The sequence below is a fragment of the Pseudophaeobacter sp. EL27 genome (assembly GCF_900313025.1).
GTDB lineage: Bacteria > Pseudomonadota > Alphaproteobacteria > Rhodobacterales > Rhodobacteraceae > Pseudophaeobacter.
This window is the reverse complement of record NZ_OMPQ01000009.1, coordinates 690,715-716,676: the sequence shown is the minus strand read 5'-3', so window position 1 is coordinate 716,676 and position 25,962 is coordinate 690,715. Positions and strand designations below refer to the sequence as shown.

Annotated in this window: 23 protein-coding genes and 1 riboswitch; of the genes, 16 read left to right on the top strand and 7 right to left on the bottom strand. The window is 58.0% G+C overall.

Annotated elements, in window-relative coordinates; all coding sequences use genetic code 11:
- The first annotated feature begins 61 nt into the window (after nucleotides 1-61).
- The 4 genes from hflK to ED661_RS11095 all read left to right on the top strand — a co-directional run bounded on the left by hflK (nucleotide 62) and on the right by ED661_RS11095 (nucleotide 4,986).
- Nucleotides 62-1,225: an FtsH protease activity modulator HflK gene (hflK, locus tag ED661_RS11110; protein ID WP_122073944.1), complete on the top strand. Its 1,164-nt coding sequence runs from the start codon at nucleotides 62-64 to the stop codon at nucleotides 1,223-1,225.
- A complete protein-coding gene (gene hflC, locus ED661_RS11105; protein WP_122073943.1) occupies nucleotides 1,225-2,103 on the top strand; it encodes a protease modulator HflC in 879 nt (292 codons plus the stop codon). The genes hflK and hflC overlap by 1 nt, the downstream gene beginning before the upstream one ends.
- Before the next feature lie 387 nt (nucleotides 2,104-2,490).
- Entirely contained in the window at nucleotides 2,491-4,035 is a 1,545-nt protein-coding gene (locus tag ED661_RS11100) for a Do family serine endopeptidase (RefSeq protein WP_174214172.1), read from the top strand.
- A gap of 381 nt (nucleotides 4,036-4,416) precedes the next feature.
- On the top strand, nucleotides 4,417-4,986 hold the full coding sequence (locus ED661_RS11095; protein ID WP_122073942.1) for a thermonuclease family protein: 570 nt from the start codon (nucleotides 4,417-4,419) through the stop codon (nucleotides 4,984-4,986).
- Nucleotides 4,987-5,045: 59 nt separating this feature from the next.
- Here the strand turns inward: ED661_RS11095 and ED661_RS11090 are convergent, their stop codons facing one another.
- Nucleotides 5,046-5,714 (bottom strand): Crp/Fnr family transcriptional regulator, encoded by a 669-nt coding sequence (locus ED661_RS11090; protein WP_122074115.1) that lies wholly within the window; start codon nucleotides 5,712-5,714, stop codon nucleotides 5,046-5,048.
- 196 nt (nucleotides 5,715-5,910) lie between these two features.
- Nucleotides 5,911-6,429 carry a peptidoglycan-binding protein gene (locus ED661_RS11085; protein ID WP_122073941.1) on the bottom strand — a complete coding sequence of 173 codons (519 nt, stop codon included), beginning with the start codon at nucleotides 6,427-6,429 and terminating at the stop codon, nucleotides 5,911-5,913.
- Between the two features lie 603 nt (nucleotides 6,430-7,032).
- Between ED661_RS11085 and ED661_RS11080 the strand changes: the two genes are divergently transcribed.
- Both ED661_RS11080 and ED661_RS11075 read left to right on the top strand, forming a co-directional pair.
- On the top strand, nucleotides 7,033-7,356 hold the full coding sequence (locus tag ED661_RS11080; RefSeq protein WP_122073940.1) for a 2Fe-2S iron-sulfur cluster-binding protein: 324 nt from the start codon (nucleotides 7,033-7,035) through the stop codon (nucleotides 7,354-7,356).
- Nucleotides 7,356-8,156, top strand: coding sequence for a VCBS repeat-containing protein (locus ED661_RS11075; RefSeq protein WP_122073939.1), 801 nt, complete (start codon nucleotides 7,356-7,358; stop codon nucleotides 8,154-8,156). Before ED661_RS11080 ends, ED661_RS11075 begins: the two co-directional genes overlap by 1 nt.
- Nucleotides 8,157-8,362: 206 nt before the next feature.
- Here ED661_RS11075 and ED661_RS11070 read toward each other — a convergent pair whose 3' ends face one another.
- The 3 genes from ED661_RS11070 to purD form a co-directional block, all read right to left on the bottom strand.
- Nucleotides 8,363-8,980, bottom strand: a complete 618-nt coding sequence (locus ED661_RS11070) for a LuxR C-terminal-related transcriptional regulator (RefSeq protein WP_122073938.1) — start codon at nucleotides 8,978-8,980, stop codon at nucleotides 8,363-8,365.
- Nucleotides 8,981-9,080: 100 nt separating this feature from the next.
- Nucleotides 9,081-9,962 carry a bestrophin family protein gene (locus ED661_RS11065; RefSeq protein ID WP_122073937.1) on the bottom strand — a complete coding sequence of 294 codons (882 nt, stop codon included), beginning with the start codon at nucleotides 9,960-9,962 and terminating at the stop codon, nucleotides 9,081-9,083.
- A 255-nt stretch (nucleotides 9,963-10,217) separates the two neighbouring features.
- Nucleotides 10,218-11,483, bottom strand: a complete 1,266-nt coding sequence (purD, locus tag ED661_RS11060) for a phosphoribosylamine--glycine ligase (RefSeq protein ID WP_122073936.1) — start codon at nucleotides 11,481-11,483, stop codon at nucleotides 10,218-10,220.
- Between the two features lie 191 nt (nucleotides 11,484-11,674).
- Here purD and xseA point away from each other — a divergent pair, with 191 nt between their 5' ends.
- Nucleotides 11,675-13,126, top strand: coding sequence for an exodeoxyribonuclease VII large subunit (gene xseA / locus ED661_RS11055; RefSeq protein ID WP_122074114.1), 1,452 nt, complete (start codon nucleotides 11,675-11,677; stop codon nucleotides 13,124-13,126).
- A gap of 12 nt (nucleotides 13,127-13,138) precedes the next feature.
- Here the strand turns inward: xseA and ED661_RS11050 are convergent, their stop codons facing one another.
- Nucleotides 13,139-13,528: a hypothetical protein gene (locus ED661_RS11050; protein ID WP_371412432.1), complete on the bottom strand. Its 390-nt coding sequence runs from the start codon at nucleotides 13,526-13,528 to the stop codon at nucleotides 13,139-13,141.
- A gap of 177 nt (nucleotides 13,529-13,705) precedes the next feature.
- Here ED661_RS11050 and ED661_RS11045 point away from each other — a divergent pair, with 177 nt between their 5' ends.
- The 4 genes from ED661_RS11045 (at nucleotide 13,706) to ED661_RS11030 (ending at nucleotide 17,184) form a co-directional block, all read left to right on the top strand.
- Nucleotides 13,706-14,353 carry a lysoplasmalogenase gene (locus tag ED661_RS11045; RefSeq protein ID WP_122073935.1) on the top strand — a complete coding sequence of 216 codons (648 nt, stop codon included), beginning with the start codon at nucleotides 13,706-13,708 and terminating at the stop codon, nucleotides 14,351-14,353.
- Between the two features lie 75 nt (nucleotides 14,354-14,428).
- Nucleotides 14,429-15,499, top strand: a complete 1,071-nt coding sequence (gene ftsY / locus ED661_RS11040) for a signal recognition particle-docking protein FtsY (RefSeq protein WP_122073934.1) — start codon at nucleotides 14,429-14,431, stop codon at nucleotides 15,497-15,499.
- A 103-nt stretch (nucleotides 15,500-15,602) separates the two neighbouring features.
- Nucleotides 15,603-16,505, top strand: coding sequence for a DMT family transporter (locus tag ED661_RS11035; protein WP_122073933.1), 903 nt, complete (start codon nucleotides 15,603-15,605; stop codon nucleotides 16,503-16,505).
- 58 nt (nucleotides 16,506-16,563) lie between these two features.
- Complete coding sequence (locus ED661_RS11030) at nucleotides 16,564-17,184, top strand: inner membrane-spanning protein YciB (protein WP_122073932.1); 621 nt, start codon at nucleotides 16,564-16,566, stop codon at nucleotides 17,182-17,184.
- 32 nt (nucleotides 17,185-17,216) lie between these two features.
- On the opposite strand, the gene ED661_RS11025 is transcribed toward ED661_RS11030, so the two are convergent.
- The gene (locus ED661_RS11025) at nucleotides 17,217-17,915 is read right to left on the bottom strand and encodes a glutathione S-transferase family protein (RefSeq protein WP_122073931.1); all 699 of its coding nucleotides are present in this window, start codon (nucleotides 17,913-17,915) and stop codon (nucleotides 17,217-17,219) included.
- Nucleotides 17,916-18,084: 169 nt separating this feature from the next.
- A riboswitch (SAM riboswitch) is annotated at nucleotides 18,085-18,162 on the top strand.
- Between the two features lie 60 nt (nucleotides 18,163-18,222).
- Here ED661_RS11025 and metZ point away from each other — a divergent pair.
- The 5 genes from metZ (at nucleotide 18,223) to ptsP (ending at nucleotide 25,913) form a co-directional block, all read left to right on the top strand.
- Nucleotides 18,223-19,413, top strand: a complete 1,191-nt coding sequence (gene metZ, locus ED661_RS11020; protein ID WP_122073930.1) for an O-succinylhomoserine sulfhydrylase — start codon at nucleotides 18,223-18,225, stop codon at nucleotides 19,411-19,413.
- A 162-nt stretch (nucleotides 19,414-19,575) separates the two neighbouring features.
- Nucleotides 19,576-20,679, top strand: coding sequence for a GTP cyclohydrolase FolE2 (gene folE2 / locus ED661_RS11015; RefSeq protein ID WP_122073929.1), 1,104 nt, complete (start codon nucleotides 19,576-19,578; stop codon nucleotides 20,677-20,679).
- A 109-nt stretch (nucleotides 20,680-20,788) separates the two neighbouring features.
- Entirely contained in the window at nucleotides 20,789-22,237 is a 1,449-nt protein-coding gene (locus ED661_RS11010; protein WP_122073928.1) for a TrkH family potassium uptake protein, read from the top strand.
- Nucleotides 22,238-22,388: 151 nt separating this feature from the next.
- Nucleotides 22,389-23,627: an aspartate kinase gene (locus ED661_RS11005; protein WP_054459533.1), complete on the top strand. Its 1,239-nt coding sequence runs from the start codon at nucleotides 22,389-22,391 to the stop codon at nucleotides 23,625-23,627.
- Between the two features lie 45 nt (nucleotides 23,628-23,672).
- Nucleotides 23,673-25,913 carry a phosphoenolpyruvate--protein phosphotransferase gene (ptsP, locus tag ED661_RS11000; protein ID WP_122073927.1) on the top strand — a complete coding sequence of 747 codons (2,241 nt, stop codon included), beginning with the start codon at nucleotides 23,673-23,675 and terminating at the stop codon, nucleotides 25,911-25,913.
- The last annotated feature ends 49 nt before the right edge of the window (nucleotides 25,914-25,962 follow it).

The window sequence follows — 25,962 nt, the reverse complement described above, 5'->3', positions numbered from 1 at the left end:
ATTAACATCACAAATGTGATGCAGATGCCGCAACGGGCGGCAGAAATGGGATAGGAGACACATGGCGGGCAATAGCGGTGGCCCCTGGGGGGGCGGAGGCTCTTCTGGCGGCGGAGGCAACCGGGGAAACAACGGTGGTGGTAACAATGGCGGAGGCGGCGGTGGTCGTCGTCCCGAAGACCCCCAGATCCCTGAAATCGACGAGCTGGTCAAAAAGGGCCAGGAGCAGTTGCGCGTCCTGATGGGCGGTCGCGGCGGCAATGGTCAGGGCGGTGGCACTGGCGGTGGCCAGGGCGGCGGCGGCTCGCCCCTGTTCACCAAAGGCACCTTGGCAATTGCTGCGGTTGTTGGCGCCGTGCTCTGGGGCATGAACAGCTTTTACACAGTCAAACCAGAAGAACAGTCGATTGAACTGTTTCTGGGCGAGTATATGGACACGGGCAATCCGGGTCTGAACTTTGCCCCCTGGCCGATTGTGACAAAAGAGATCCTGCCAGTCACCCGTGAACAAACCGAAGATATCGGTGTTGGCGGACGTGGCTCTGACGCCGGGCTGATGCTGACTGGTGACGAAAACATCGTCGATATTGATTTCCAGGTGGTCTGGAACATCAGTGATCCGGCGAAGTATTTGTTTAACCTGCGCGATGCACGCCCCACCATTCGGGCGGTCTCGGAATCGGCTATGCGTGAGATCATCGCGCAGTCCGAGCTGGCACCGATCCTGAACCGGGATCGTGGCGCCATTACATCGCGTCTGCAGGACCTGATTCAGGCAACCCTGGATGACTACGACAGTGGCATCAACATCATCCGGGTGAACTTTGACAAGGCGGATCCGCCAGCCTCGGTTATCGCAGCCTTCCTTGATGTTCAGGCAGCTGAGCAGGAACGCGACCAGCGTCAGAACGAAGCGGATGCCTATGCGAACAACGCTTTGGCGCAGGCCCGTGGTCAAGCAGCTGAGCTGTTGGAACGTGCCGAAGGGTATCGCGCTCAGGTGGTCAACGAGGCCCAGGGTGAGGCCAGCCGCTTTAGCGCGGTTCTGACCGAATACCAAAAGGCGCCAGAAGTCACGCGCAAGCGTCTCTATCTGGAAACCATGGAGCAGGTTCTGGGCAACGTGAACAAGGTGATCCTGGACCAATCAACCGGTGAAGGTGGCCAGGGCGTGGTTCCCTATCTGCCGCTGAACGAGCTGCGCCGTTCGGGAGGAAGCAACTGATGAAAAAGACAACTTTCCTCCTGCCGGTTCTGGTACTGGCACTCGTTGGCATCCTGTCTTCCGTTTTCATCGTGGATGAGCGCGAAAAGGCACTGGTGCTGCAGTTTGGTCGTGTGGTCTCGGTCAAGGAAGATCCGGGCCTGGCTTTCAAGATCCCGCTTATTCAGGAAGTCGTGCGCTATGATGACCGGATCCTGAGCCGCGATATTGATCCGCTGGAAATCACCCCATCGGATGATCGTCGTTTGGTGGTTGATGCCTTTGCACGGTATCGGGTCGTCGATGTAAACCGGTTCCGCCAAGCGGTTGGTGCCGGTGGTATCGCAACTGCGGAAAACCGTCTGGATTCGATCCTGCGGGCGCAGACACGTGAGATCCTCGGCTCGGTCAGCTCCAACGATATTCTGTCGTCGGACCGGGCAGCGCTGATGCTGCGTATTCGTAATGGTGCGAGCCTCGATGCCCAGTCGCTCGGGATTGCCATCATCGATGTGCGTCTGAAGCGCACCGATCTTCCATCTGAAAACCTGGAAGCAACCTTTGAGCGGATGCGGGCTGAACGTGTACGTGAAGCGACTGATGAGCGCGCCCGTGGTAACGAAGCCGCCCAGCGGATTCGTGCCCAGGCCGACCGGACCGTGGTTGAGCTGGTATCCGAATCCGAGCGTGAAGCGGAAATCATCCGTGGTGAAGCGGATGCGGAACGTAACGCTATCTTTGCCGAGGCCTATGGTCGCGACCCTGAGTTCTTTGAATTCTACCGCAGCCTGAACGCCTATGAGGGCGCGTTGAAGGGAAACAACTCTTCGCTGGTGCTGTCACCGAACTCTGAGTTCTTCAACTACCTAAGATCTTCGCGCGGGACGCCCGCCGAATAATAACTCCTCGGATCTATAATCTGTTGGAACAAAAGGGGCTGACCTAGCGGTTGGCCCCTTTTTGTTGAAAGTCTGACACAGAGTTGCGGTCGCTAGGGCTCTGCTCGTCTAGTGTTTTGGTATCAAGCGATTTTCCGCCGGAGCTGTTTTCACGACTCTTTTCAGCCTGAACAGTGCTACAATTGCAGCTGAGAACCGGACATCTTGAGGAGCGGAAAATGACCCAAATTTTTCACAACCAATTGATCCGCTCTTACAGGTGTTGTGAAAGGAAATTCTCCCCCTACATTGGAACCAAGCTCCTGTAGGATAATGCCTGTGTCTGGCACAGGTCGATGTCTTGCAGCTCTTGGCAATCAGATCTGGGGATGAGGGCAGAACAAGAAGATGGCAAAAACAGGAATGGTGATGACAAGGAGGAACTCCGTGCAGCCCAAGGCGATTGCAGTTTCAAAAGAACAAAGCGGACAGGCCACCATGTGGCGCGTGCTTTGGTTGGGGGTACTTAGCCTGGTGATGGTGATGGCGCAGATGCTATCGGCACAGGCGCGCCCCGAAAGCCTGGCACCGCTGGCGGAGGAGATCAGCCCAGCTGTGGTGAATATCACCACCTCCACCGTCATTGAGGGTCGCACCGGTCCGCAGGGCATTGTGCCCGAGGGCTCGCCCTTTGAAGATTTTTTTCGCGAGTTTCAGGACCGCAACGGCGGCAACAATGGTGGCAACGGCAACCGCCCGCAGCGTTCTTCTGCGCTGGGCTCGGGGTTCGTGATCTCAGAGGATGGCTATATCGTCACCAACAACCACGTGATTGCCGATGCGGATGAGATCCAAATCGAATTCTTCCCTGGTGATGGACAGCCCAAAGAGCTGTTGCCAGCCAAGGTAATTGGCACCGATCCTAATACGGATATTGCCCTGCTCAAAGTCGAGGCTTCAGCGCCGCTGAAATTTGTCACCTTCGGTGATAGCGATACAGCCCGTGTCGGCGATTGGGTCGTGGCCATGGGCAATCCGCTGGGCCAGGGGTTTTCGCTTTCTGCCGGGATTGTCTCGGCCCGCAACCGCGAGCTTTCCGGTTCCTATGACGATTACATCCAGACCGATGCAGCGATCAACCGGGGCAACTCCGGTGGGCCACTGTTCAACATGGATGGTTATGTGGTTGGGGTGAATACCGCGATCCTGTCTCCCAATGGCGGCTCGATCGGTATCGGTTTTTCCATGGCCTCCAATGTGGTGAGCAAGGTTGTCGTCCAGTTGAAAGAGTTTGGTGAAACCCGTCGCGGCTGGTTGGGTGTGCGCATTCAGGATGTGAGCGATGATGTGGCCGAGGCCATGGGTCTGGAAGACGCAAAAGGCGCGCTGGTCACTGATGTGCCGGAAGGCCCCTCCAAAGAGGCCGGTCTGCAAGCAGGGGATGTGATTCTCAGCTTTGATGGTGAAGAGGTCAAAAACACCCGCAGCCTGGTGCGTACCGTTGGCAATACTGAGGTGGGTAAGACGGTTCGGGTAGTCGTCTACCGTGAGGGCAAAACCGAAACTCTGAAGGTGACCCTTGGTCGCCGGGAGGATGCTGAGCGCGAAGCCAGCACCACGACAGGCGGTGACAGCGAGACGCCTAAAGTCACCGAGAAAGAGCTTCTGGGCCTCTCCATCGGGGTGCTGACCGACGAGATCCGAGGCGAATTGAACCTTTCGGCTGGTACGGATGGATTGGTTATTCTGTCCGTTAATGAAGTCTCCGAAGCCTGGGAAAAGGGCCTGCGGGCGGGTGATGTGATCACCGAGGCAGGACAACAGAAGGTATCGACCATCAGTGGATTGGAGACCCGCATTGCTGAGGCAAAAGAAGCTGGACGCAAGTCGCTCTTGCTGTTGGTCCGGCGCAATGGTGATCCACGGTTTGTGGCTTTGAACCTGCTGAAATAGGCGGTTGCTACAGTGCAAATTTAGACAAAAGGCCGGGGACTCCCCGGCCTTTTTGTTGGAGATCCTGGTCCCAAAGACCTCCCCCAAAAGGGAAAGAGCCATATGCTGGCGGGCATACGGCTCTTTTATGGAACAGGCAGTCATCGGGATGGAATGATAATGTCTGCCGTAGGGAGACTATTTCAGAGCTGTGGTCAGGGTTCTGTGAACTGCTTCACAGGAGGCAAAAAAGAATGAGGAGTTTTCTGGATTTCCCAGGCGGTGAGGGCCTGTGTTGCCTGGAAGAGGAGAAAATCTGGTGAGAGTTAACAGAATCTTGGACACTTTGAGTGCACAGTCCTGGCTGACGTTACGCTAACCCATAACCAGAATGGTCACCTGATGATGATAAAACCTACCCTTGTAAGTGCTGTCTTTGCGTTTGCTGCCAGCACGGTTTTTGCTGCTGATTTGCCAAAAGGCGACTCCGCCTCGGCGAAGGTGTTTTTGGAATTGCACAGCATTCAGCGCCTCGCCGGTGTTTTGAATCCTCTGCTTTCCGTGCCGGGCGGCACCTTCCGGATCATCGAGGGTGATTTCCTGGGCTTGGGCAGCCTGCGCATTCGCCTGGTGGGGATTGATGCGCCCGAGGTTGCGCAGCAGTGCAACACTGCCGAGGGTGGCCACTGGGAATGTGCAGCGGAGGCTGAGGACCGGATCGGGGACCTGCTACGCAGCGCAGAGCGGATTGAGTGCTTCAGCAATGAGCAAGACAGCTATGGTCACTACCTGGCCTCCTGCAAGGCCGATGGCCTGGACGTCGGCGCGCTATTGGTGGCAGAGGGGCTGGCCTGGCCAGATGAAGAGCAGGGGCATTACCTGCCGGAAGCGGCTCAGGCGCAGGCCGCTGGCCGCGGAATTTGGCAGGCAGAGACCCAGACCCCTGCTGAATGGCGCAAGGATCATAACTAAAATCAGTTGGCTCCGCAGGCTTTGGGCTTTGCGGGGCAGCTTACAAATCCTGATGTCGGTTAGATCGATTCTGGTTCCGCCAGCAGCGCAAGGGCGCTGCGGTCCAGTATCTGCAACCCGCCTCGGCTGATTTCGATCAGCTGGCTGCGCTTCCAATTCGACAGTGTCTTGGAGACAGCCTCGCGGGTGGCCCCCACATATTCTGCCAGTTCAGCCTGCGACAGGGCCAGCCGTCCGTTGCCACTATCAGGCGCCAGATAGAGCAGTTTACGGGCGAGCCGGACCGGCATCGGCAGAAAGACCTGCTCATTCAGCTGCATATTCATCCATCGCATCCGTTGCCCTGCCAGGCGCAAGAGATCTCCGGCCAGTTCTGGATGTTTCTGGATCTGGTTCAGAATGTCACGGTTGCGCAGACGCAGCAATCGGCTGGGCTCTGCGGCGGTCACTGTGGCAGTGCGTAGGCCGGGGTCAAATAAAACAATTTCGCCAAAGACAGCGCCGGGACGCATCAGGTCAAGCGAGAGCTTGCGGCCCGCAGCGGACAGGATGGAGAACTCCAAAGACCCCTCAATGATGGCATAGAATGCATCTCCAGTGTCACCCTGCTCAAACAGGGTCTCCCCGTTGGAGAGGCGTATTTCGCTTGCCTGACTTTCCAGCATTTCACGCAATGGTGCTGAAGCAGCGGACAAAAAGCCGGTTTTTGGCAAGCGGTCGTTTGGCATGATCTCTCTGGTCTCCATCGTTGTTGCGCCAGATGAGTGTTCCGGGCGGGGCGGGCGGCTCTAGCATAAGCCTGCTCTTTGCAGTGGTTCTAGCAGAGCAGGGCCGCTTGGGGAACTCTGGGCTGAGTTCCGCCTCGTTGTTCGTCGACTGCTTGTAAGCCCAGGTCTATGGGGAGGGCGGATTGGGTACCCTTTGTTACTGGGCGATGGCGATCAGGCCCAGCTGTCGGGCAGTGTCCAGCGATAGGGTGCTGCTGTCCTGTCCGGTTTCTTTTTGGTAGCGGCGAATGGCCAGTCTGGTTGCGCGGTCAATCTGGCCAGATGCGATGCCGCGATAAAACCCCCTCGCTGCGAGGGCGCGTTGCAGCGAGGCGATGAACTCGGGCGTCATCTGTTCCGGGCAGGGGGTTTCAAGCCAGGTGTCGCGGCGGGGCTGGACAATCTCCTGACGGGTGACGGTTCGAAACACCGCAGGCTGGGTGATCTGACCCGTCGCATCGAGCACAGCTGGGCTGACGACAATCTGGTCGGTGACGGTTTGGATGACCGCCGGGCTGGTGTTGCGGTGCCAGCAGGTGCCCGGAGGCGCGCCGGGAGGGGCCTCAGGCGGGGAGGCTGCAGCGTCGGTTGCCAGCTGTTGGGGAACGCAGGCGCCAAGTCCCATGGTCAAAATGAGCGACAGGCTGACAACAAGAGGTGAATTTGGTCTGGTCATGCCTATAGGTGCTCGATCTCTTTGGGTGATTCCCTTGGCCACCCTTTTTGCCAGCCTTTTAGACTGCTGTTTGGCGTCAGCCTAGCCCAGAACCTGAATGGGCGCAAAGGTCAGATCCTCCTGATCCCCTGTTCCATGGCCAAGAGACCCCGCATGGAACGGCTATCTCCAAGGTCTTGGGTGGTGATGTGAGCGACTTAAATGCACGCGGCCTCCTGCCAGTTGAGCGCAGCGGCAGGCACACGCAGGTGCCTGGGCCTTGGTGCAAGAAACCTAGCCGCGGGGGCACTTTGGCATCTTTGGAAGTAGCCTGTAGCCTGTATTGCGGTGCGACAGGCGTTCTGGGTGAAGCCTGGGAAGTGGCAGTCTGCTGGCTGAAACCAGGCCACCGCAGTGGAAGGCCGAGGAAGACACCGTGAAGATTGGAGGAGAGCCTGGTTTTCTCAAAATAGCCTGTTGCAAAAAACGCGATATTGTTGGGAAAAGGCAGAACATTTGGGGTGGGAACTCACCCCTGATATATATCTGTACAAATTGGGCTGGTACAGGCGCAGGGGCTTGGCTACACATTCAGCTAAGTACCGAGAAGGGGAATAGCAAACGATGGCAAAGATTACCTATGTCGAACACAATGGCACTGAGCATGTTGTGGAAGTAGCCAATGGCCTGACAGTGATGGAAGGCGCCCGCGACAATAATGTTCCGGGCATTGAAGCAGATTGTGGTGGCGCCTGTGCCTGTTCAACCTGTCATGTCTATATCCACCCGGATTGGGTAGAGAAGCTCCCGGCCAAGGATGACATGGAAGAGGACATGTTGGATTTTGCTTTTGAACCGGATCCTGCCCGCTCGCGCCTGACCTGTCAGGTGAAGGTGACGGATGCACTGGAAGGCCTGATCGTTCAGATGCCTGAAAAGCAGATCTGATGCCTGTACGGACCCTGGCGCGGCGTCTGATGTCGCGCCTGTGGTTCGGTCTGCCCCGCCGCGCGTGGCAAGGGGGCGTGTTTGTAGCTGCGGTTGCAGGCGTGTCACCTTTGGCGGCAGAGATCACAGCTGCGGAGTTTTCCAATCCGACCAGCCGCTATCCACATGGGGTGTTGGGGGATGAGATTGAATATGGCAGCCTTCTTATCCATTGGAGCAATACGGCTCAGAATCAACTGAGCCAGGACGCGGTTGAACGGCATGGAACCGTTGTAGTGCGATTGCCGCAATCGCGTGTCTTTGAAGATCTCGCGCCGCGCTTGATAGATCTTGATGGAGATGGGCAACGTGAGATTATGGTGGTCGAGAGTGACGCCTCTCTGGGCGCACAGCTGGCGATCTACGATCAACGTGGGGCAAAGATTGCTGCCACTCCCCCGATCGGAACCCGCTTTCGTTGGCTGGCGCCGATTGCGGCAGCTGATCTTGACAATGACGGGCAGGTTGAGCTTGCCTATGTCGACCGACCACATCTAGCAAAGACCTTGCGAATTTGGCGGTTTGAAGCGGGCGCACTCACGCAGGTGGCTGCGATGTCAGGCTTGACCAATCATCGTATCGGAGACGATTTTATCACCTCGGGTTTGCGCAACTGTGCTGAAGCCCCAGAGCTGGTCTTGGTTGATGCCAGCTGGCAAAGACTGGTCGCTGTACGGCTGGCCAAAGGAGAAATCCATCGCCGCGACATTGGCCCTTTTACTGGCCAGTCGAGCCTACAGTCTGCGCTGGACTGCCTGTAACTTTCTCGTCTTGCTAGCGATGCGGTAGCAAGAACAGCGCCGCGCGCCAGCGCGGCGCTAGGCCCAAGGGTGTGGTATTCTTTGAATGCCTAAGCGCGCGGGAGCTCCCTCTTTCTTTGTTTTAGCATGAGCTTGGCACCTTAGGCCGAGGCTGGCCGCAGAAAGCCAAGGCCATGGCGGATTGGTAACAAAGGCGTTGTAGCGACTTAGGGGGTAGCGTTGCGCACCACATGATCGCCTCCGATATCGCCCAGCGAAGAAAATAGGCTGGCAGTATTGTTGACGCCCATCTTCTTGAGCAAACGTGCACGATGCACCTCGACCGTGCGGTAGCTGAGATCTAGAGAGCGAGCGATTTCCTTGCTGGTCTGACCTTCGCCGAGCAGTGAGTAGACTTCCCTTTCGCGCCGGGTCAGCGGCAGATAGGGGCGCAGGGTTGAGAGATCAGCAAAACTCCAGACTGCACGACCCAGAGGAGCTTCGGGGGTGAAGGTATGCCCGCGCACCCTGACCCAGAACAGCTCGCCATTCTTACGCTGCATCACCCGTTCATCCCAATAGGGGTTGCCCTGACCCAGGATCTTGTCACCGCGAGTGCGCAGATTTTGAAATTCTTCTTCAGAGGGATAGAGAAAGGCAAACAGTTGATCCAGGAGCTCGTTTCGCGCATAGCCAAACATCTGACAAAAACGTTGATTGCATTCGCGCAGGACCCGGTTTTCCGTAACGACGATGCCAACAGGCGCAAAGTCAAAGGCCAGTTTCGCCAGGTCCCGCGAGTCAAAAAGCTGGTCTAGCTTGTCCGAACAGGGCTGTTGTTCCATCGTTCCTCCAAGATCTTGTGGGGACTGTAGCTTTGGAAGATCGCTATGAAAACAGCTTTGACGGTCATAGTACCCCTGAAAAGGAGGATATTACGAGGCGTTAGCTTAAATAGTAACCCTGAGGTTCCAATGCAGGAGGGGCTGTGATGCCCAAATGGGGTGCCAAGGAAATCTCCACCGTTCGGCACATCGCATCCAGAGGCAAGCCGTTAACCGTTACCCCAAATGGCTGGGCCAGTTCTTCAGTAACCTCTGCCAGACCAAAAAACACATAGGCAATGATGGCAACAAAGATCGGAGTCATCCAGGCTGCATTTTCCAACAGAGCAAAAGGGATGAGCAGGCAATAGAGGTAGGTGGTACGAAACACCAAGAGCGAATAAACATAGGGCAGCGGCGTGGTCGCGATACGCTCACAACCCGCCTGCGCCAAGGCGAGTGAGCATAGTCGTTCTGAAAGGGCCTTGCGGGCAAAGCCATCCGGGGCGGCCTTGGCGATGGCGAGATTGGCAGCATTGAGGGCGGCACAGGGCGGATGAGGCGCTTGGCTGAAATCTTCTGCGGACCATTTCTGTGTCACATCGGGACCTCGTAGGCGGCGCAGATTGACCCGGTGCAAGTGCACAAAATCCAAGGCCAGGCGCAGGACCTCATGTCGACTTGTTTCCTCCGGTAGAAACACTTCGCAGTCGCGGGCCAAGGAACGCATATCCGCCACCAGTTGCCCCCAGAGCCTGCGTCCCTCCCACCAGCGTTCATAGGCGGCATTGTTGCGAAAACCGAGAAACAACGATAGCGCAATACCAAAAACGGCAAAGGGTGCCGCATCCAGATGGGGTAGGGGGACAACAGAGCCATCCAGCCAAACAATGAACAGCGCCAAAAGCGACACGACTAGGATACGCGGCAGTATACGGGGCAGAACCGAGCCCCTGGTGGCAAAGAGCAACTCAAAGAGGCCAGTTTTTTCGCGGATGATCATATCTGGCCTATTCTTAGACTTTTGTTGTCTTGAGTTTATAGCGGAACCTGGGCTTCGCCTTTGTCAAAGGCGGCCCAGTTTCAAAGGTTTCCGTCAAAGGGGGCTTTGCCCCCTCGCGCAAGGCGCTCACCCCCAGGATATTTTTAGCCAAATGAAGGTCAAAGCCCCTGCCATCTTCATTTGGCTAAAAATATCCCGGGGGAGTCGCCGGAGGCGGCGGGGGCAGAGCCCCCGGCACGCTCATCAGAACTTGGATCAATCCAGCGCGCGCCAGCCGATATCGCGGCGGAAGAATCCTTCGCTCCAGTCGACCTGAGCCGCCATTGCATAGGCCCGGTCGCGTGCTTCTTTCAGGCTCGTACCCCGTGCGGTCACGTTGAGAACGCGTCCGCCCGTGGCGACAATTGTGCCATCCTTCGCGGCTGTTCCCGCATGGAAAACCATGTTGGAGCTGTCTTCAGGTAGAGCGTCCAGGCCTTTGATCAAGGTGCCTTTTTCGTACGAGCCTGGGTATCCCTTGGCAGCCATGACCACGGTGATGGCATGGTCGTCGCCCCAGTTGACCTGTGCCTCTGCCAGGCGGCCTTCGGCGGCGGATTGCATCAGATCCAACGCTTGGGCTCCCAAACGCATCATCAGCACCTGACACTCGGGGTCACCAAAGCGCACATTGTATTCCACCAGACGCGGTTGGCCGTCCTTGATCATCAGGCCGGCATAGAGCACCCCCTGATAGGGCATGCCGCGGTCAGCCATCACCTTCATCGTTGGTTTGACAATCTCCTCCATCGCCTTGGCTTCAATTGCCGCCGTCAGCACCGGCGCGGGCGAATAGGCGCCCATACCGCCGGTGTTTGGACCGGTATCACCCTCACCAACACGTTTATGGTCTTGGGCGGAGCCAATCGACAGCACTTCTTCGCCATCGACCAGCACAAAGAGTGATGCTTCTTCGCCTTCCATAAACTCTTCGATCACCACTTCAGCACCAGCGCCACCAAAGGCGCCGCCAAACATGTCGTCAATCGCATCCAGGGCTTCGTCTTCACTCATGGCGATGATCACGCCTTTACCGGCGGCCAGACCATCCGCCTTCACCACGGTAGGTGCACCGTGCTGACGTATATGAGCCTTGGCAGCCGCTGCATCGGTGAAATGACCATAGCCCGCAGTCGGGGCCTGTGCAGCATCGCAGACTTCCTTGGTAAAGCTCTTGGAGGCTTCCAGACGCGCGGCGGCCTCGGAGGGGCCAAAGACCAGAACACCGGCCTCGCGCAGCCGGTCGGCCACACCGGTTGCCAAGGGCGCTTCGGGGCCAATGATGACAAAGCCGATGGCGTTTTCTTCGACAAAGATGGTGACCGCAGCCCCATCCATGATGTCGAGATCGGCGCATTCCGCGATTTGGGCGATGCCTGCATTGCCGGGCGCGACGATCAGTTTGTCACATTTTGGGTTCTGCATCACGGCCCAGGCCAGAGCATGTTCACGCCCGCCACTGCCAAGGATAAGAATATTCATAGCGTCGTCTCCGATCTGCTGATCCGATCTGCCATCCAGAAATCAGAACCAGTTGCACCCATGGACCCCAAAGCCATTCGTCGGGGCTTGCCTTGCTTGCGGCGGGTTCTATGCTGCGCGAGCCCGCAAAACAAGAACCTGCGCTCAATGCAGGCTCAGAACGCCAACTTTGCCGCAGGAGCGCTGCCTACGTGTCCGACCTCTTTGATGATCCTACCCCCGGTCAGAATGCTCCGGAATTCAGCGTGTCCGAAATTTCCGGTGAGGTTAAGCGAACACTGGAAGGTACCTTTGGCCGTATCCGGGTGCGCGGCGAAGTGGGGCGCGTGTTCAAGGCGCGCTCGGGCCATCTCTATTACGATATCAAAGATGACCGGTCGGTGCTGGCCTGTACCACCTGGAAGGGGCAGATCTCCAGCTTGTCGGTGGTGCCCGAAGAGGGGTTGGAAGTGGTCGTCACTGGCCGTCTGACCGCCTTTGGGGCGCAGTCCAAATACAATATGAACGTAGATGAGGTGGCCGTTGCGGGGCAGGGTGCCCTGATGGCGCTGTTGGAAAAACGCAAAAAGCAGCTCGAAGCTGAGGGCTTGTTTGCCCCGGAGCGCAAGAAGTCGCTGCCCTATCTGCCGCATATCATTGGCGTGGTGACTTCCCCCTCCGGGGCGGTGATTCGCGATATCCTGCATCGCTTACGCGAGCGATTCCCACGTAAAGTGCTGGTCTGGCCAGTGGCCGTGCAGGGCCCCAATTGTGCGCCAGAGGTGGCTCATGCCATTGAAGGGTTTAATAAAATGACCCCCGGTGGGGCTTTGCCGCGGCCGGATCTGATCATTGTGGCCCGTGGTGGCGGCGCGATTGAGGATCTCTGGGGCTTTAATGAAGAGGTGGTGGCCCGTGCCGCTGCAGCCTCGGATATTCCGCTAATCTCGGCTGTGGGCCATGAGACGGATACCACCTTGATCGACTTTGTCTCGGATCGCCGCGCCCCGACCCCGACAGCGGCAGCAGAGCTGGCGGTGCCGGTGCGGCTGGAGCTGATGGCCTGGGTTGAAGATCAGGGCGCACGTCTGTTGCGGGGCACCAGTCAGGTGGTGCAGCAGCGTCGCCAGCGGCTGAATGATCTGTCCCGCGCCATGCCGCGTGCTGAGAGCCTGTTGGAAACCCCGCGCCAGCGCCTGGATCAGGCAAGCTACAATCTGCCCCGCGCCCTGATGACGGCGGTGCAACAGCGACAGGTCAGTCTGAGCCGGGCCTCGGCTGGTTTGCGACCTGCCACCCTGCGCAGCCTGGTTCAGCGCCGCAGAGGGCAGTTTGAGACCGCAATTGCCAAGCTCTCTCCCTATCCGATTGCGCGTGAAGTCACCCGACAAAAGGCGGATCTGGAGAAGTTGAACGCCCGTATGGTTGCAGCCCAGTCGGTGCGGATTGCCCGGCAAAACCAACAGTTGGAAGCCGCCGGGCGTCAACTGGATATCCTGAGCTATAAGGCGACCTTGTCGCGTGGCTATGCGGTTGTGCGCAGCGGTTCAGAGGTGATCACCACCCAGGTCCAGGCCGCAAAGGCCCCGTCACTCAGCATTGAATTTGCAGATGGGACGCTGGATCTCGCTTCAAAAGCAGTGGCACAGAGTCCAGAAGAATAGGCTGCAGCGGGATTAAACCCCGACCTCTGGTCCAAGACAGAGCATTTCCTCATCAATGTCACCGGATTCATAGAGTTCGGTGGCCTGTGGGTCATTTTGGAACCGTGCGGTCAGGCCTTTTGGGGTGAGCACAAAGCTCCAGCATTGGGGAATGTTGTTGTCTTCATAGACAAAACAGATCTGCTTGCCCTCCTCATACCATTGGCCACTCTGGCAGCGCCCATCCAAAAAGGACCAGATGACACGACGACCGGACAGGTAGCGTTCCACCCCATAGGCGGTGCCATCAAAGCCATAAAAAAGCGTCTTTCCTTGGGTGTAGCGATCAAATTCCGCGCCCCCCATCGGTTCTGCCGCCTGCCCGGACAGGGGCAGCGCAATCATCACGGCAAAAAGAATCATCTGCTGTCGCATGTCTTTCACTGTGACAGAGCCGCTCTTTTAGGCAAAGAGCTTGCACCACCGCGCCTATCGCTTTCCTTCTGTCTCCCCTTGGGTCACCTTTGACCGGGGGGGGCATTCGGGGCAAGCATGAGCCATGATTGTCCCATAGGGGTGGCTCAGACAGGAGAACGGCAAATGACAGGCATAGGTATCTTGGAGGTAGCAGCCCTGCTGGCGGCTCTCGGCTATCTTGGCTTTACCGCCCGCCCGCCAAGCGCTCTGCGCAGCCTGCTCAAGACCGCTTCAGTTGCAGTGCTCGCTATCGCTGCTTTGCTCCTGAGTGCGCCGATCTGGTTGGTCCTGGGGTTGGCGCTCTGTGCGCTGGGAGATTTCTTCCTGTCGCGTGACGGCGATACCGCATTTATGGGCGGGGTTGGAGCCTTTGCCCTGGGGCACCTGGCCTATGTCGTATTGTTTCTTGGGCATCCCAGCAGCGATTTGAGCCAGATCTGGGTGATGCCCGGTCTGGGCCTCGCCGCTGCCTTTGGGGTGCTGGGCGTGATGATGGTCATTGTTTTGGTTCCTCGTGCCGGGGAGCTCAAAATCCCGGTGTTGATCTATATTCCCATCATCCTCTCCATGGGGGTCGCGGCAACAAGCCTGACCAGTCCAGCCTTGCTCTGGGTGCTGCCCGCGGCTCTGGCGTTTAAGACCTCCGATGTGATCCTGGCCTTTGAAACCTTTGTCCTGCCCGAAGATCATCCAATGCGTCGTTACACGCCCTATCTGGTCTGGCCGCTCTATTGGGGGGCGCAGGCTGGATTTTATCTGTCTTTTTCCTGACTGCGACGCCCATCCGCTTTGCAACCCGGCGCAATCCGCATTAGGTGATGGGGAAACCCTGTTGCGGAGGCCCTGATGGCGTTTTTCTCAAAGCTCAAGGAGCGCTTGTTCAAATCCTCGTCAAAACTGGACGAGGGGCTGGAGGCAATTGTTGATGAGGGCGGCACCGAACAGACCGCAGCTGTCGAAACATCCGCGGCGGATGTGGCGCCCGCCTCCCCGCCCCTAGACCCAACTCCAGCGCCCGAGAACGAAAAGCCTGCAGGTATCTTGGGACGTCTCGTGGGACGCGGCAGCGGGGCCGAGCAGCGCCGGACCCTGGATGACGACATGCTGGAGCAGCTCGAGGAGCTGCTGATTGCCGCCGATATGGGGGTGGACACCGCTCTGAGGGTGACCGCCAATATGGCCGAGGGACGTTTGGGCAAGAAACTCTCTGCCCGCGAGATCAAGGAATTGCTGGCAGCCGAGGTTGCCCGGGTGATGGAGCAGGTCGCCAAGCCTATGCCGATCTATGCGCATCGCCCCCAGGTGGTTCTGGTGGTCGGTGTCAATGGCTCCGGTAAGACAACCACCATCGGCAAACTGGCCAGCCAGTTCAAAGCCGCTGGAAAAAACGTGGTAATTGCCGCTGGGGACACTTTTCGCGCCGCCGCGGTTGAGCAGCTCCAGGTCTGGGGGGATCGTGCTGGGGTGCCGGTGCTAACCGCCCCCGAAGGGTCAGATCCCGCCAGCCTGGCCTATGACGCCATGACTCGTGCTCAGGAAGATGGCGCAGATCTGTTGATGATCGACACTGCCGGCCGGTTGCAAAACCGGGCCGACCTGATGGAGGAACTCTCCAAGATTATCCGCGTCATCCGCAAAAAGGACGAGACCGCGCCGCATAATACTCTGCTGGTGCTGGATGCCACCACCGGCCAGAACGCGCTCAGCCAGGTTGAGACCTTCCAGAAACTTGCGGATGTCTCTGGCCTGGTGATGACCAAATTGGACGGCACCGCCAAGGGGGGCGTGCTGGTGGCACTGGCAGATAAGTTTGCTCTGCCAATTCATGCCATTGGCGTAGGGGAACAGATCGACGACCTCGCTCCCTTTGATCCCGAAGAATTTGCCGCCGCTCTGACCGGGCTTGACCAATCCTAAAACACCGACCTCCTGCCTTCATTTGGCTAAAAATATCCTCCGGGGGTTTGGGGGTGGAAACCCCCCAACGCGTGCCCTCGCAACAACAGATTGAGTTCCCCCAATGAGCGATTGGCTGATTTCCCTGGAAGGTACAGAGGCAGGCCATCAGGCGGCGCTGATCCTGGCCCTGATGGCGGCCTTTCTGCACGCGATCTTTGGGGCTCTGCAAAAGGGGCGCCATGATCCGTGGCTGTCGCGTGGCGCCATTGATGCCTCCTACGGGTTGATGGCCGCGCCTTTTGCGCTCTTTGTGGTACCCTGGCCCGAACCCCATATGTGGGCGATCTTTGCTGCCGTTTGGGTTATTCACGTGGCCTATAAGGTGTTGCAGGCGCTGGCCTATACCAAGGGCAGCTATACGGTGGTCTACCCCGTGGTGCGTGGCACCGGGCCACTGTTCACGGTGATTGGCTCCTATTATTTGTTCGGCGAGACCTTCTCGCTGGTGCAATGGGCTGGCGTCGGCGTCTTGCTTGCGGGGATTTTTGGTCTTGCAGCCTATAACTACCGTTACCTCGAAACCCACCGGGAAACCCTGGGGGTGGCGATGTTTCTGGCGCTGGTCACCGGGCTTTTTGTGGCGCTTTACACCACCTATGATGCCTACGGTATCCGCGCCACTGCAGATCCTTTTACCTTCCTGGCCTGGTTCTTCATGATCGACGGGTTGGCGATGCCGCCCTATGCCTATCTGCGCTGGCGCCGCATGGCAGAAAAACCGGCGCTGGTGCCCTTGGCGGTCAAAGGCTTCTTTGGCGGGTTGATCGCCTTTGCTTCCTTTGGTGCCGTAATGCTGGCCACCCGGCTCGACAAGGTGGGCGAGGCTGCTGTGCTGCGCGAGACCTCCACCGTCTTTGCCGCCCTCATCGGCTGGCTGGTGCTGAAAGAAACCGTAGGCCCCCGCCGCATTGCCTTGATGGCTTTGATCGCGCTGGGCGCCGTGATAGTGGAGATGGGCGGCTGACGGCCACCATCCAAAGCGCCGATCAAGGCACTGACCTAACTGACCTACAGGAGATCCCATGACGCGCGACACAAGTGCAGCCAAGAAGATCAATCCAACCCTAAAAATGGTGCTGGAGCTTGGCCCTGTTGTTCTGTTTTTCATCGGCTACATCAAGCTGCGCGAAGAGGTATTTCTGATCGCAGGTCAGGAATACAAGGGCTTCATCATCATCACAGCGGCCTTCATCCCGCTGATGATTCTGTCCACTCTGGCGCTGTGGAAACTCACGGGCCATCTGTCAAAGATGCAGGTGGCCACGCTGGTGCTGGTGGTGTTTATGGGCGGGCTATCGGTCTGGCTCAACGATGAGCGGTTTTTCAAGATGAAACCGACGCTGATCTATCTGCTCTTTGGGGGTGCTTTGGGAATTGGTCTGCTGCGCGGCCAAAGCTATCTCAAATTGGTGATGGAAGAGCTGATGCCGCTGGAGCATGAGGGCTGGATGATCCTGACCCGTCGTATCTGCATGTTTTTCCTCGGTCTTGCCCTGGCGAATGAGCTGATCTGGCGTCTGACGAGCACCGATACATGGGTTTATTTCAAAACTTTTGGTCTGCCAGTTGCGATGTTTGCCTTCTTCATGTTCCAGGGCAAGGTGTTCCAGGAACATGGGCTGCCTGACGAGGATGAGGCTTAAGCTGCCTCAGTATAAACCCGAAGCAGGCGGGGCTATTGCCCCGTCGCGCCTTTGCCAAAGATAACCTGTTGTGCGCGGCTGTCTGAGCGGTCTGCGCGCCGTACCGCCTCCAGGCTGCGCCCGGCGATCACACCAGGACGGGTCCAAAGCAGATCAAGCCAGCGCGCCATATGGGGTTTATCCTCCAGTGATTGCTCCTGTCCTTCCCACAATGAGGCCCAGGGCCAGATCGCCATATCGGCAATGGTAAAACTGTCGCCTGCCACAAATTCGTTTTCTGCCAACTGTCTGTCCAAAACCCCGTAGAGCCGCGCCACCTCGCTGCGGTAACGGTCCTTGGCGTAGGGGATGGGATCAGGCGCATATTTCAGGAAATGATGCGCCTGGCCGGCCATCGGCCCCAGCCCGCCCATCTGCCACATCAGCCATTGGTCGACCACCAGATGCTGGGCCTCTCCCTTGCCGTAGAAACGCCCGGTTTTGCGTGCCAGATATTGCAGGATCGCGCCGCTTTCAAACAGGGAGACAGGCGCGCCATCGGGGCCACCCGGGTCGGTAATGGCGGGCATCCGGTTATTGGGGGCGATCTTCAGAAACTCCCGCGCAAACTGATCGCCAGCCGAGATGTCAATCAAGTTGACCTCATAGGGCAGGCCCATTTCCTCCAGCGCGATGGAGATTTTCCAGCCGTTTGGTGTCGGCCAGTAAAATAGCGCGATTGCGTCCTGCATGATCCGCCCTTTGTACAAACTTGTCTGTCATAGCTTCTGGCCGATAACAGCATGCAGGCCCTGGGCAAGCAAGCTTGGCTGGAGGGAGGACGGATCACAGGGGAGTGATCGGGTGCTCAATACGCGCGAAACGCTTGACTGAGTGGCGCAAGGGGCGTATCGGCTTTGCCACTACCAGTGTGGCGATTTGTAACCGGATTGCGGGCCACGTAAAATATTCCGCTAAAGAGGTCAGGATGTGAAGGACCCCCTTTCGCTTGGCCGAACGGGGGCTTTTTTTTGCGCGATAGGCGCAGGAGGACATGAGATGAGTGAGAGCTGGAACAACCGCACCAAGCTGGTGCATGGCGGTACCCGCCGCAGTCAGTACAATGAGGTGAGCGAAGCGATCTTCCTGACACAGGGGTTTGTCTACGATAGTGCTGAGCAGGCAGAGGCGCGGTTTATCGAGACCGGCCCGGATGAGTTCATCTATGCGCGCTACGGCAACCCGACGGTGGCCATGTTCGAAGAGCGTATTGCCCTGTTGGAAGGCGCCGAAGATGCCTTTGCCACCGCTTCTGGCATGGCGGCTGTCAGCGGCGCGCTGACATCTCTGCTAAAGGCTGGGGATCACGTGGTTTCGGCCAAGGCTCTGTTTGGATCCTGTCTCTATATTCTGGAAAACATCCTGACGCGATACGGCGTTGAGGTGACATTTGTCGATGGCACCGATCTGGATCAATGGCGCGCGGCGATGCGTCCCGACACCAAGGCCGTGTTCTTTGAGAGCATGTCGAACCCCACTTTGGAGGTCATCGACATCACCGCCGTCTCTGCCATCGCGCATGAGGTGGGCGCAACAGTGGTTGTGGACAATGTGTTCTCCACGCCTGTCTTCTCGAAAGCGATCGAGCAAGGCGCTGATGTAGTGGTCTATTCGGCGACCAAACATATCGACGGTCAGGGGCGGGTACTGGGCGGCGTGGTGCTGGGCACCATGGACTATATCCGCGGCACGCTTGAACCCTATATGAAGCACACCGGTGGCTCGCTCAGCCCCTTTAATGCCTGGACGCTGCTCAAAGGGTTGGAGACCATTGATCTACGGGTCAAGGCGCAGGCCGATACCGCGCTGCAGATTGCCACGGCCCTGCAGGGCCATGCGGCACTCGAGCGCACGATCTACCCCGGACTGGCGGATCATGCGCAAAATGCGCTGGTGCAGAGCCAGCTGGATGGCCGCGGCGGCACGGTGCTCTCGTTGGATCTGAAGGGCGGCAAAGAAGCTGCCTTCCGCTTCCTCAATGCGCTGACCATTCCGGTGATTTCCAACAATCTGGGTGATGCAAAATCCATTGCCACCCATCCGGCAACCACCACCCATCAGCGGCTTGCTGATGAGTTGAAGGTGGAGTTGGGTATTACCCCTGGCCTGGTGCGTTTCTCGGTGGGTCTGGAAGACGTTGATGACCTGATCGCGGATCTCTCCCAGGCGCTGGCAGTGGCCCAAGGCTAGCCTGATCCGAACCTTTGGGCAGGCCCCCGGATTGAATGCTTTCGTCCGATCCGGGCCGAAACCTGCCGTATTTGGCGGATCTGTTTTGAGTTTTGCGCCGTAAAGGTCTACATCAGTTGAACGTCACCCCTGCAGGGCGGCGCCATCGGAGTGCATTTTGCCATGAATATCCCAACGCGTGATCTCTCTGACGCGCCCGACCGTCAGGCCGCAGAAGCTGCCTTGGCCCTGCTGCGCCAGTGGGCCGAAGCCGCAACCCCGACCGAGGTGGCACAGCTGGATCCAGCTGTTGCGCGTTTGTTGCCGGGACGTGAAGTGGGCAATTACCCAGAGTTGTCGCGTGACTACCCTGAGGATTTTGTCTCCGATGAGGCCTATCGCGCCACGCTACCCGACCTGCAAAACGGACCCGCCAGCTTGATCCGTGGTGCCAAAGAGCAGATCCAGCACGTTGGCATCTCCAACTTTCGCCTGCCGATCCGCTTTCACAGCCGCGATGGCGGTGATCAGACCCTAGAGACCAGCATCACCGGATCGGTGAGCCTGGAGGCCGACAAGAAGGGCATCAATATGTCCCGGATCATGCGGTCCTTTTACAAACATGCCGAAAAAACCTTTAGTTTTGAGGTGATGGAGGCTGCACTCAGCGACTACCTCACGGATCTGGGCAGTATGGATGCCCGTATCCAGATGCGGTTTTCCTTTCCGGTGCGGATCGAAAGCCTCCGTTCCGGCCTGTCTGGCTATCAGTATTATGACATCGCACTGGAGCTGGTGCAGTCAGAAGGTCTTCGCCACAAGGTGATGCATCTGGACTATGTCTATTCGTCGACCTGCCCCTGTTCGCTGGAGCTGAGCGAACATGCGCGCCAGGCGCGGGGCCAATTGGCGACACCCCATTCGCAGCGCTCAGTGGCGCGGATTTCGGTTTCCGCGGATCCCGAGGGCGAAATCCTCTGGTTTGAGGATCTGATCGAGCATTGTCGCAAAGCCGTGCCCACTGAAACCCAGGTGATGGTCAAGCGCGAGGATGAACAGGCCTTTGCCGAGCTGAACGCTGCCAATCCGATCTTTGTCGAGGATGCGGCGCGGCTGTTCTGTGAAGCCCTGCAGAACGATGCGCGAATCAAGGATTTCCGCATTGTCGCCAGCCATCAGGAAAGCCTGCACAGCCATGATGCCATCAGCATCCTGACCCAGGGGCCACTTTTTGCTGATAAAAGCTTGGACCCACGTCTTTTCTCCACCCTGATCCACCAAGGCTGAAACCGCGCTTCCGACCTGTTCAGCAAACCGTTGTTGGCTGAGCACGTCATTGGGATCTGGGTGGAGTTTGGCTTGACAGTTTCTGCAAGGAGGGCCAACGCTCGCCCCCATGTTGGATTTTCGACCCGTTGGATATGTGATCGGCCTGCTGGTTGTGATTCTGGGCGCCATGATGGTGTTTCCCTTCCTTGCTGACCTCATCGAGGGGCGAGGCGAATGGCCTGTGTTTCTGGAAAGCGCCGTCATCACCATGCTCGCCGGGGCACTGTTGGCGCTGAGCTGCGGTAGCGGAGACCACCAGGGGCTGACCATCCAGCAGACCTTCTTGCTGACCACCTTTGTCTGGGTGGCGCTGCCGATCTTTGGGGCCCTGCCTTTGATGCTGGGGGTGACTGAGCTCAGCTTTACGGATGCGTTTTTTGAGGCCATGTCGGGGCTGACCACCACCGGGTCAACGGTAATTTCGGGATTGGATGATCTGCCCAAGGGGTTGCTCTTGTGGCGTGGTATCCTGCAATGGCTGGGGGGCATCGGGATCATTGTTGTCGCCATGGTGTTCCTGCCCGAATTGCGGGTCGGTGGTATGCAGATCTTCAAATCCGAAAGCTTTGATACCTTTGGGAAAATCCTGCCCCGCGCTCAGGCCATCGCCAAGCAGATCTCGCTCATCTATGTTGGGCTGACCCTGATGTGCATGCTGGTATATCTGATGCTGGGGATTGGCGGTTTTGATGCGCTGGTCCATGCGATGACCACTATCGCCACCGGCGGGTTCTCCAACTACGACGCCTCCTTTGGGGCCTTCAGCGGCCAGGCGGAATATGCCGCCTCCATTTTCATGATCCTCGCGGCACTGCCATTTGTGCGCTATGTGCAATTGGTCAACGGCCAGACACAGGCAATGTTTCGTGACAGCCAGATCCGGGCCTTTCTGGGGACGCTGGGGCTGTTGGTGCTGGTGACGGCCGGTGTGCTTTTGTTTGTGCTGCCCCATCCACCCGAACAGGTCCTGCGCCAGTCGCTGTTCAATATCACCTCGATCATGTCCGGCACGGGCTACGCCAGCACCGATTATATGCAATGGGGCAGTTTTCTGGTGATGGTGTTCTTCTTCATCGGGATGATCGGCGGCTGTGCGGGCTCAACGGCCTGTTCGATCAAGGTCTTTCGCTATCAGCTGCTTTTTGCCTCGATCCGGGTGCAGATCCAGCGAATCCGCTCGCCACATGGGATCTTTGTGCCCCGGTTTGAGGGCCGCCCTGTGGGGCAGGACGTGCTGAGCTCGGTGATTTCCTTTTTCATGTTCTTCATTGTGACCATGGGCATTGTTGCCTGGGCACTGGCGCTGACGGGGTTGGATTTCATCACCGCGATTTCTGGCGCTGCCACAGCAGTGGCCAATGTGGGCCCTGGACTGGGAGAGACCATCGGGCCGGCAGGGAACTTTGCCTCACTGAACGATACGGCCAAGTGGATCCTGAGCAGTGCTATGCTGATTGGGCGGCTGGAGCTAATGGCGGTCTATGCCATTCTCACCGTCCGGTTCTGGCGCGCCTGAGCTCAGGCATTGTATGTGGCCGAGCGACTGCGGCAGATCGTCTGGTCCGGGGTGGGGGCGTGTATCGCTACAATACGCAGCCTTGCCCTTGAAACCCTGACCGCCTATGAGGCAGTGATCGGAAACAGCGAGCGCACGGAGACTTTAGCCCATGCCCGTTCTAGTAATGAAATTTGGCGGCACCTCTGTCGCCAACCTCGACCGGATCCGCCGCGCCGCCAAGCGCGTTGGTGTCGAAGTGGCCAAGGGTTATGACGTCATCGTCATCGTCTCTGCCATGTCCGGTAAGACCAATGAAATGGTTGGCTGGGTCAATGAGACCTCGCCGATGTTTGACGCCCGTGAATATGACGCGGTGGTCTCCTCTGGCGAAAACGTCACTGCCGGGCTGATGGCGCTGACGCTGCAGGAAATGGATGTGCCCGCGCGCAGCTGGCAGGGCTGGCAAGTGCCGCTGAAAACCACCAGCGCCCATAGCCAGGCCCGGATCGAAGAGATCCCGCCGGAAAACATCAATGCCAAGTTTGCTGAGGGCATGCGCGTGGCCGTGGTTGCCGGGTTTCAGGGCATCAGCCCCGAGGGCCGCATCACCACATTGGGTCGTGGCGGCTCTGACACCACTGCGGTGGCCTTTGCCGCGGCCTTTGAGGCGGAACGCTGCGATATCTATACAGATGTGGATGGGGTCTACACCACAGATCCGCGCATCTGCGATAAGGCACGCAAGCTCGACAAGATCGCGTTTGAAGAAATGCTGGAGCTGGCCTCACTCGGGGCCAAAGTGCTGCAGACCCGCTCGGTTGAGCTGGCCATGCGCTACAAGGTGAAACTGCGCGTTCTCTCTAGCTTTGAAGAACAATCCGACGAGGCCGGAACACTGGTCTGCGACGAGGAGGAAATCATGGAATCCAATGTAGTGGCCGGTGTGGCCTATTCCCGCGACGAAGCCAAGATGACCCTGATGTCGGTTGCTGACCGTCCAGGCATCGCGGCGATCATCTTTAACGCCCTGTCCGATGGTGGGGTGAACGTCGATATGATCGTGCAAAACATCTCCGAAGATGGCCGCACGGATATGACCTTCTCTTGCCCCACCGATCAGGTGGCCCGTGCTGAAAAGGCACTGCTGGGTATCAAGGAAGAAGGCGAGCTGAACTACGCTGAACTGGTGGCCGACAAGGATGTTGCCAAGGTCTCTGTTGTGGGCATTGGCATGCGCTCACAGTCGGGTGTGGCGGCCAAGATGTTCAAGGTGCTCTCGGATGAGGGGATTAACATCAAGGTCATTACAACCTCAGAGATTAAAATTTCCGTCCTTGTGGATCGAAAATACATGGAACTTGCAGTCCAAGCACTGCATGATGCCTTTGAATTGGACAAGGTAGCCTGATCCTTTTGGGCTGCCTGCCACAAAAAGAATATGTGAACAGGGCCCATGGTCGAATCTACTGAATCAGAAAGCCGCAAGCTGCTTGGCCGCTTGCGAGAGGCCATGGCTGGGGAAGACCCCGGCCAGGCCCGTCTGGACAAGATCACGCATCTTATCGGCGATAGCATGGGCACCGAGGTTTGCTCGGTCTATCTGTTTCGCGATGATGAAACGCTTGAGCTTTGTGCCAGTGAAGGTCTGAACGTCGAATCCGTACACCAGACCCGGATGCGGATTGGCGAGGGGCTGGTTGGGCGCGTTGCCAAGTTTGGCAAGGTGATCAACACCCCCGATGCCCCCAACGCCAAGGGATTCCGCTACATGCCGGAAACCGGCGAAGAGCGGTTCTCCTCCTTCTTGGGTATCCCGATCCAGCGGCTTGGCGAAATGCTGGGCGTTTTGGTTGTGCAATCAAAAGACGCGCGCGAATTCTCTGCTGATGCGGTCTATGCGCTGGAAGTGGTCGCCATGGTCATCGCCGAGATGACAGAGCTGGGGGCTTTTGTCGGCGAGGAGTCCGGCCTCTCCCCATTGCACCAGCAGCCGGTTTTGCTGCCAGGAACAGCAGCACAGGAAGGCGCTGCAGAGGGGCATGTTTGGCTTCATGAGCCACGCGTGCTGGTCACCAATCCAATTGCGGATGACCCCGACAAAGAGCTGGAGCGCCTGCATGAGGCGGTGGAACAGTTGCGCGTTGGCGTCGACAAGATGCTGGAGATCTCGCAGAATGGCGACAAGGAGCAGCTACAGGTTCTTGAAGCCTATCGCATGTTCGCCAATTCCAAGGGCTGGATGCGGCGCATGGAAGAGGATATCGCGCGGGGCTTGAGCGCTGAGGCGGCTGTTGAAAAGGAGCAATCTCAGGCGCGCGCAAGGCTTTCTCAGGTGCAGGATGCCTATTTGCGGGAGCGGCTTAGTGATCTGGACGATCTGTCCAACCGTCTGCTGCGTATTCTCACCGGGCAGGGGGCTGAAACCGGCGCTGAACTGCCGGATGATCCTATTCTGGTTGCCCGAAATATCGGCCCTGCAGAACTGTTGGAGTATGGCCGTAATCTCAAGGGCATCGTGCTGGAAGAAGGCTCGGTTGGCTCCCATGCGGCGATCGTCGCCCGGGCGTTGGCGATCCCTCTGGTGGTCAATACCAAACGCATCACCAACGAGGCGCTGAACGGCGACCACATTATGGTGGATGGCGAGCAGGGCGTGGTGCATCTGCGCCCGGATGACAGTGTTGTGAGCGCCTTCCGTGACAAGATTGCCATGTTGGCCCAGGCGCAGGAGCGCTATGTCTCGATCCGCGACAAGGCCGCTGTGACCCAGGATGGTTGCAAGATCGACCTGGTGATGAACGCGGGTCTGATGGCCGATTTGCCGTCGCTGGAAAACTCCGGCGCTGAGGGGGTTGGCCTGTTTCGCACCGAGCTACAGTTCCTGGTGCGCAACCAGATGCCCCGGCGGTCTGAGCTGGTGGCGCTGTATAAGCGGGTGCTGGATGCGGCCCAGGGCAAGCGGGTTGTATTTCGAACTTTGGATATTGGGTCAGACAAGGTCCTGCCCTATATGAAGCCAAATGACGAGCCAAACCCGGCCCTGGGCTGGCGTGCTATCCGGGTGGGCTTGGATAAGCCGGGCATCATGCGGATGCAGCTGCAGGCGCTGATGCGCGCAGCCGAGGGGCGCCCGCTGACTGTGATGTTCCCCTTTGTGGCCCAGGCAGAGGAGTTTCGTGCCGCGCGCAACGAGGTGAGCAAGACGCTGGAACGAGAACGTATCCTGGGGCATGCGCTGCCCGAAAGCCTGGAAATTGGCGCCATGCTGGAGACTCCCTCGCTGGCCTTTGCGCCGCAAAAATTCTTTGATGAGGTCGATTTCATTTCCATCGGCGGCAACGATCTGAAGCAGTTTTTCTTTGCCGCAGACCGTGAGAATGAGCGCGTCCGCAAGCGCTATGACAGTTTGAATGTCAGCTTCCTCAGCTTCATTGAGCAGATTGTGGAGCGCTGTTCCATCTCGGGCACCTCGCTCAGCTTCTGTGGTGAAGACGCCGGACGCCCCATCGAGGCTGCCTGTCTTGCAGCAATGGGCGTGCGGACACTTTCCATGCGACCAGCTTCAATTGGGCCCGTTAAGTCTTTGTTAATGCGAGTTGACCTTCAGGATTTGCGGAGGGTCATCTTTGAGGCACGGCATCGCGGTGACCAATCGGTGCGTGAGGCGGTAATGCGCTACCTGCGTGAGGTTTGACGTCGAATGGTCTGACCTATTGTGCCTCGGTGGCCTTTCTTTAAGATTT

Excerpts from the sequence above, each read along its gene's own strand:
- ED661_RS11050 (WP_371412432.1), bottom strand. The coding sequence starts at position 13,528 with ATGATTCTTTTTGCCGTGATGATTGCGCTGCCCCTGTCCGGGCAGGCG.
- ED661_RS11095 (WP_122073942.1), top strand. The coding sequence starts at position 4,417 with ATGATGATAAAACCTACCCTTGTAAGTGCTGTCTTTGCGTTTGCTGCC.
- ED661_RS11090 (WP_122074115.1), bottom strand. The coding sequence starts at position 5,714 with ATGCCAAACGACCGCTTGCCAAAAACCGGCTTTTTGTCCGCTGCTTCA.
- ED661_RS11100 (WP_174214172.1), top strand. The coding sequence starts at position 2,491 with ATGGCAAAAACAGGAATGGTGATGACAAGGAGGAACTCCGTGCAGCCC.
- purD (WP_122073936.1), bottom strand. The coding sequence starts at position 11,483 with ATGAATATTCTTATCCTTGGCAGTGGCGGGCGTGAACATGCTCTGGCC.
- ED661_RS11080 (WP_122073940.1), top strand. The coding sequence starts at position 7,033 with ATGGCAAAGATTACCTATGTCGAACACAATGGCACTGAGCATGTTGTG.
- ED661_RS11045 (WP_122073935.1), top strand. The coding sequence starts at position 13,706 with ATGACAGGCATAGGTATCTTGGAGGTAGCAGCCCTGCTGGCGGCTCTC.
- ED661_RS11035 (WP_122073933.1), top strand. The coding sequence starts at position 15,603 with ATGAGCGATTGGCTGATTTCCCTGGAAGGTACAGAGGCAGGCCATCAG.
- folE2 (WP_122073929.1), top strand. The coding sequence starts at position 19,576 with ATGAATATCCCAACGCGTGATCTCTCTGACGCGCCCGACCGTCAGGCC.
- ED661_RS11030 (WP_122073932.1), top strand. The coding sequence starts at position 16,564 with ATGACGCGCGACACAAGTGCAGCCAAGAAGATCAATCCAACCCTAAAA.
- ED661_RS11010 (WP_122073928.1), top strand. The coding sequence starts at position 20,789 with ATGTTGGATTTTCGACCCGTTGGATATGTGATCGGCCTGCTGGTTGTG.
- ED661_RS11075 (WP_122073939.1), top strand. The coding sequence starts at position 7,356 with ATGCCTGTACGGACCCTGGCGCGGCGTCTGATGTCGCGCCTGTGGTTC.
- hflK (WP_122073944.1), top strand. The coding sequence starts at position 62 with ATGGCGGGCAATAGCGGTGGCCCCTGGGGGGGCGGAGGCTCTTCTGGC.
- ftsY (WP_122073934.1), top strand. The coding sequence starts at position 14,429 with ATGGCGTTTTTCTCAAAGCTCAAGGAGCGCTTGTTCAAATCCTCGTCA.
- ED661_RS11005 (WP_054459533.1), top strand. The coding sequence starts at position 22,389 with ATGCCCGTTCTAGTAATGAAATTTGGCGGCACCTCTGTCGCCAACCTC.
- metZ (WP_122073930.1), top strand. The coding sequence starts at position 18,223 with ATGAGTGAGAGCTGGAACAACCGCACCAAGCTGGTGCATGGCGGTACC.
- ED661_RS11070 (WP_122073938.1), bottom strand. The coding sequence starts at position 8,980 with ATGGAACAACAGCCCTGTTCGGACAAGCTAGACCAGCTTTTTGACTCG.
- ptsP (WP_122073927.1), top strand. The coding sequence starts at position 23,673 with ATGGTCGAATCTACTGAATCAGAAAGCCGCAAGCTGCTTGGCCGCTTG.
- ED661_RS11065 (WP_122073937.1), bottom strand. The coding sequence starts at position 9,962 with ATGATCATCCGCGAAAAAACTGGCCTCTTTGAGTTGCTCTTTGCCACC.
- ED661_RS11025 (WP_122073931.1), bottom strand. The coding sequence starts at position 17,915 with ATGCAGGACGCAATCGCGCTATTTTACTGGCCGACACCAAACGGCTGG.
- ED661_RS11085 (WP_122073941.1), bottom strand. The coding sequence starts at position 6,429 with ATGACCAGACCAAATTCACCTCTTGTTGTCAGCCTGTCGCTCATTTTG.
- hflC (WP_122073943.1), top strand. The coding sequence starts at position 1,225 with ATGAAAAAGACAACTTTCCTCCTGCCGGTTCTGGTACTGGCACTCGTT.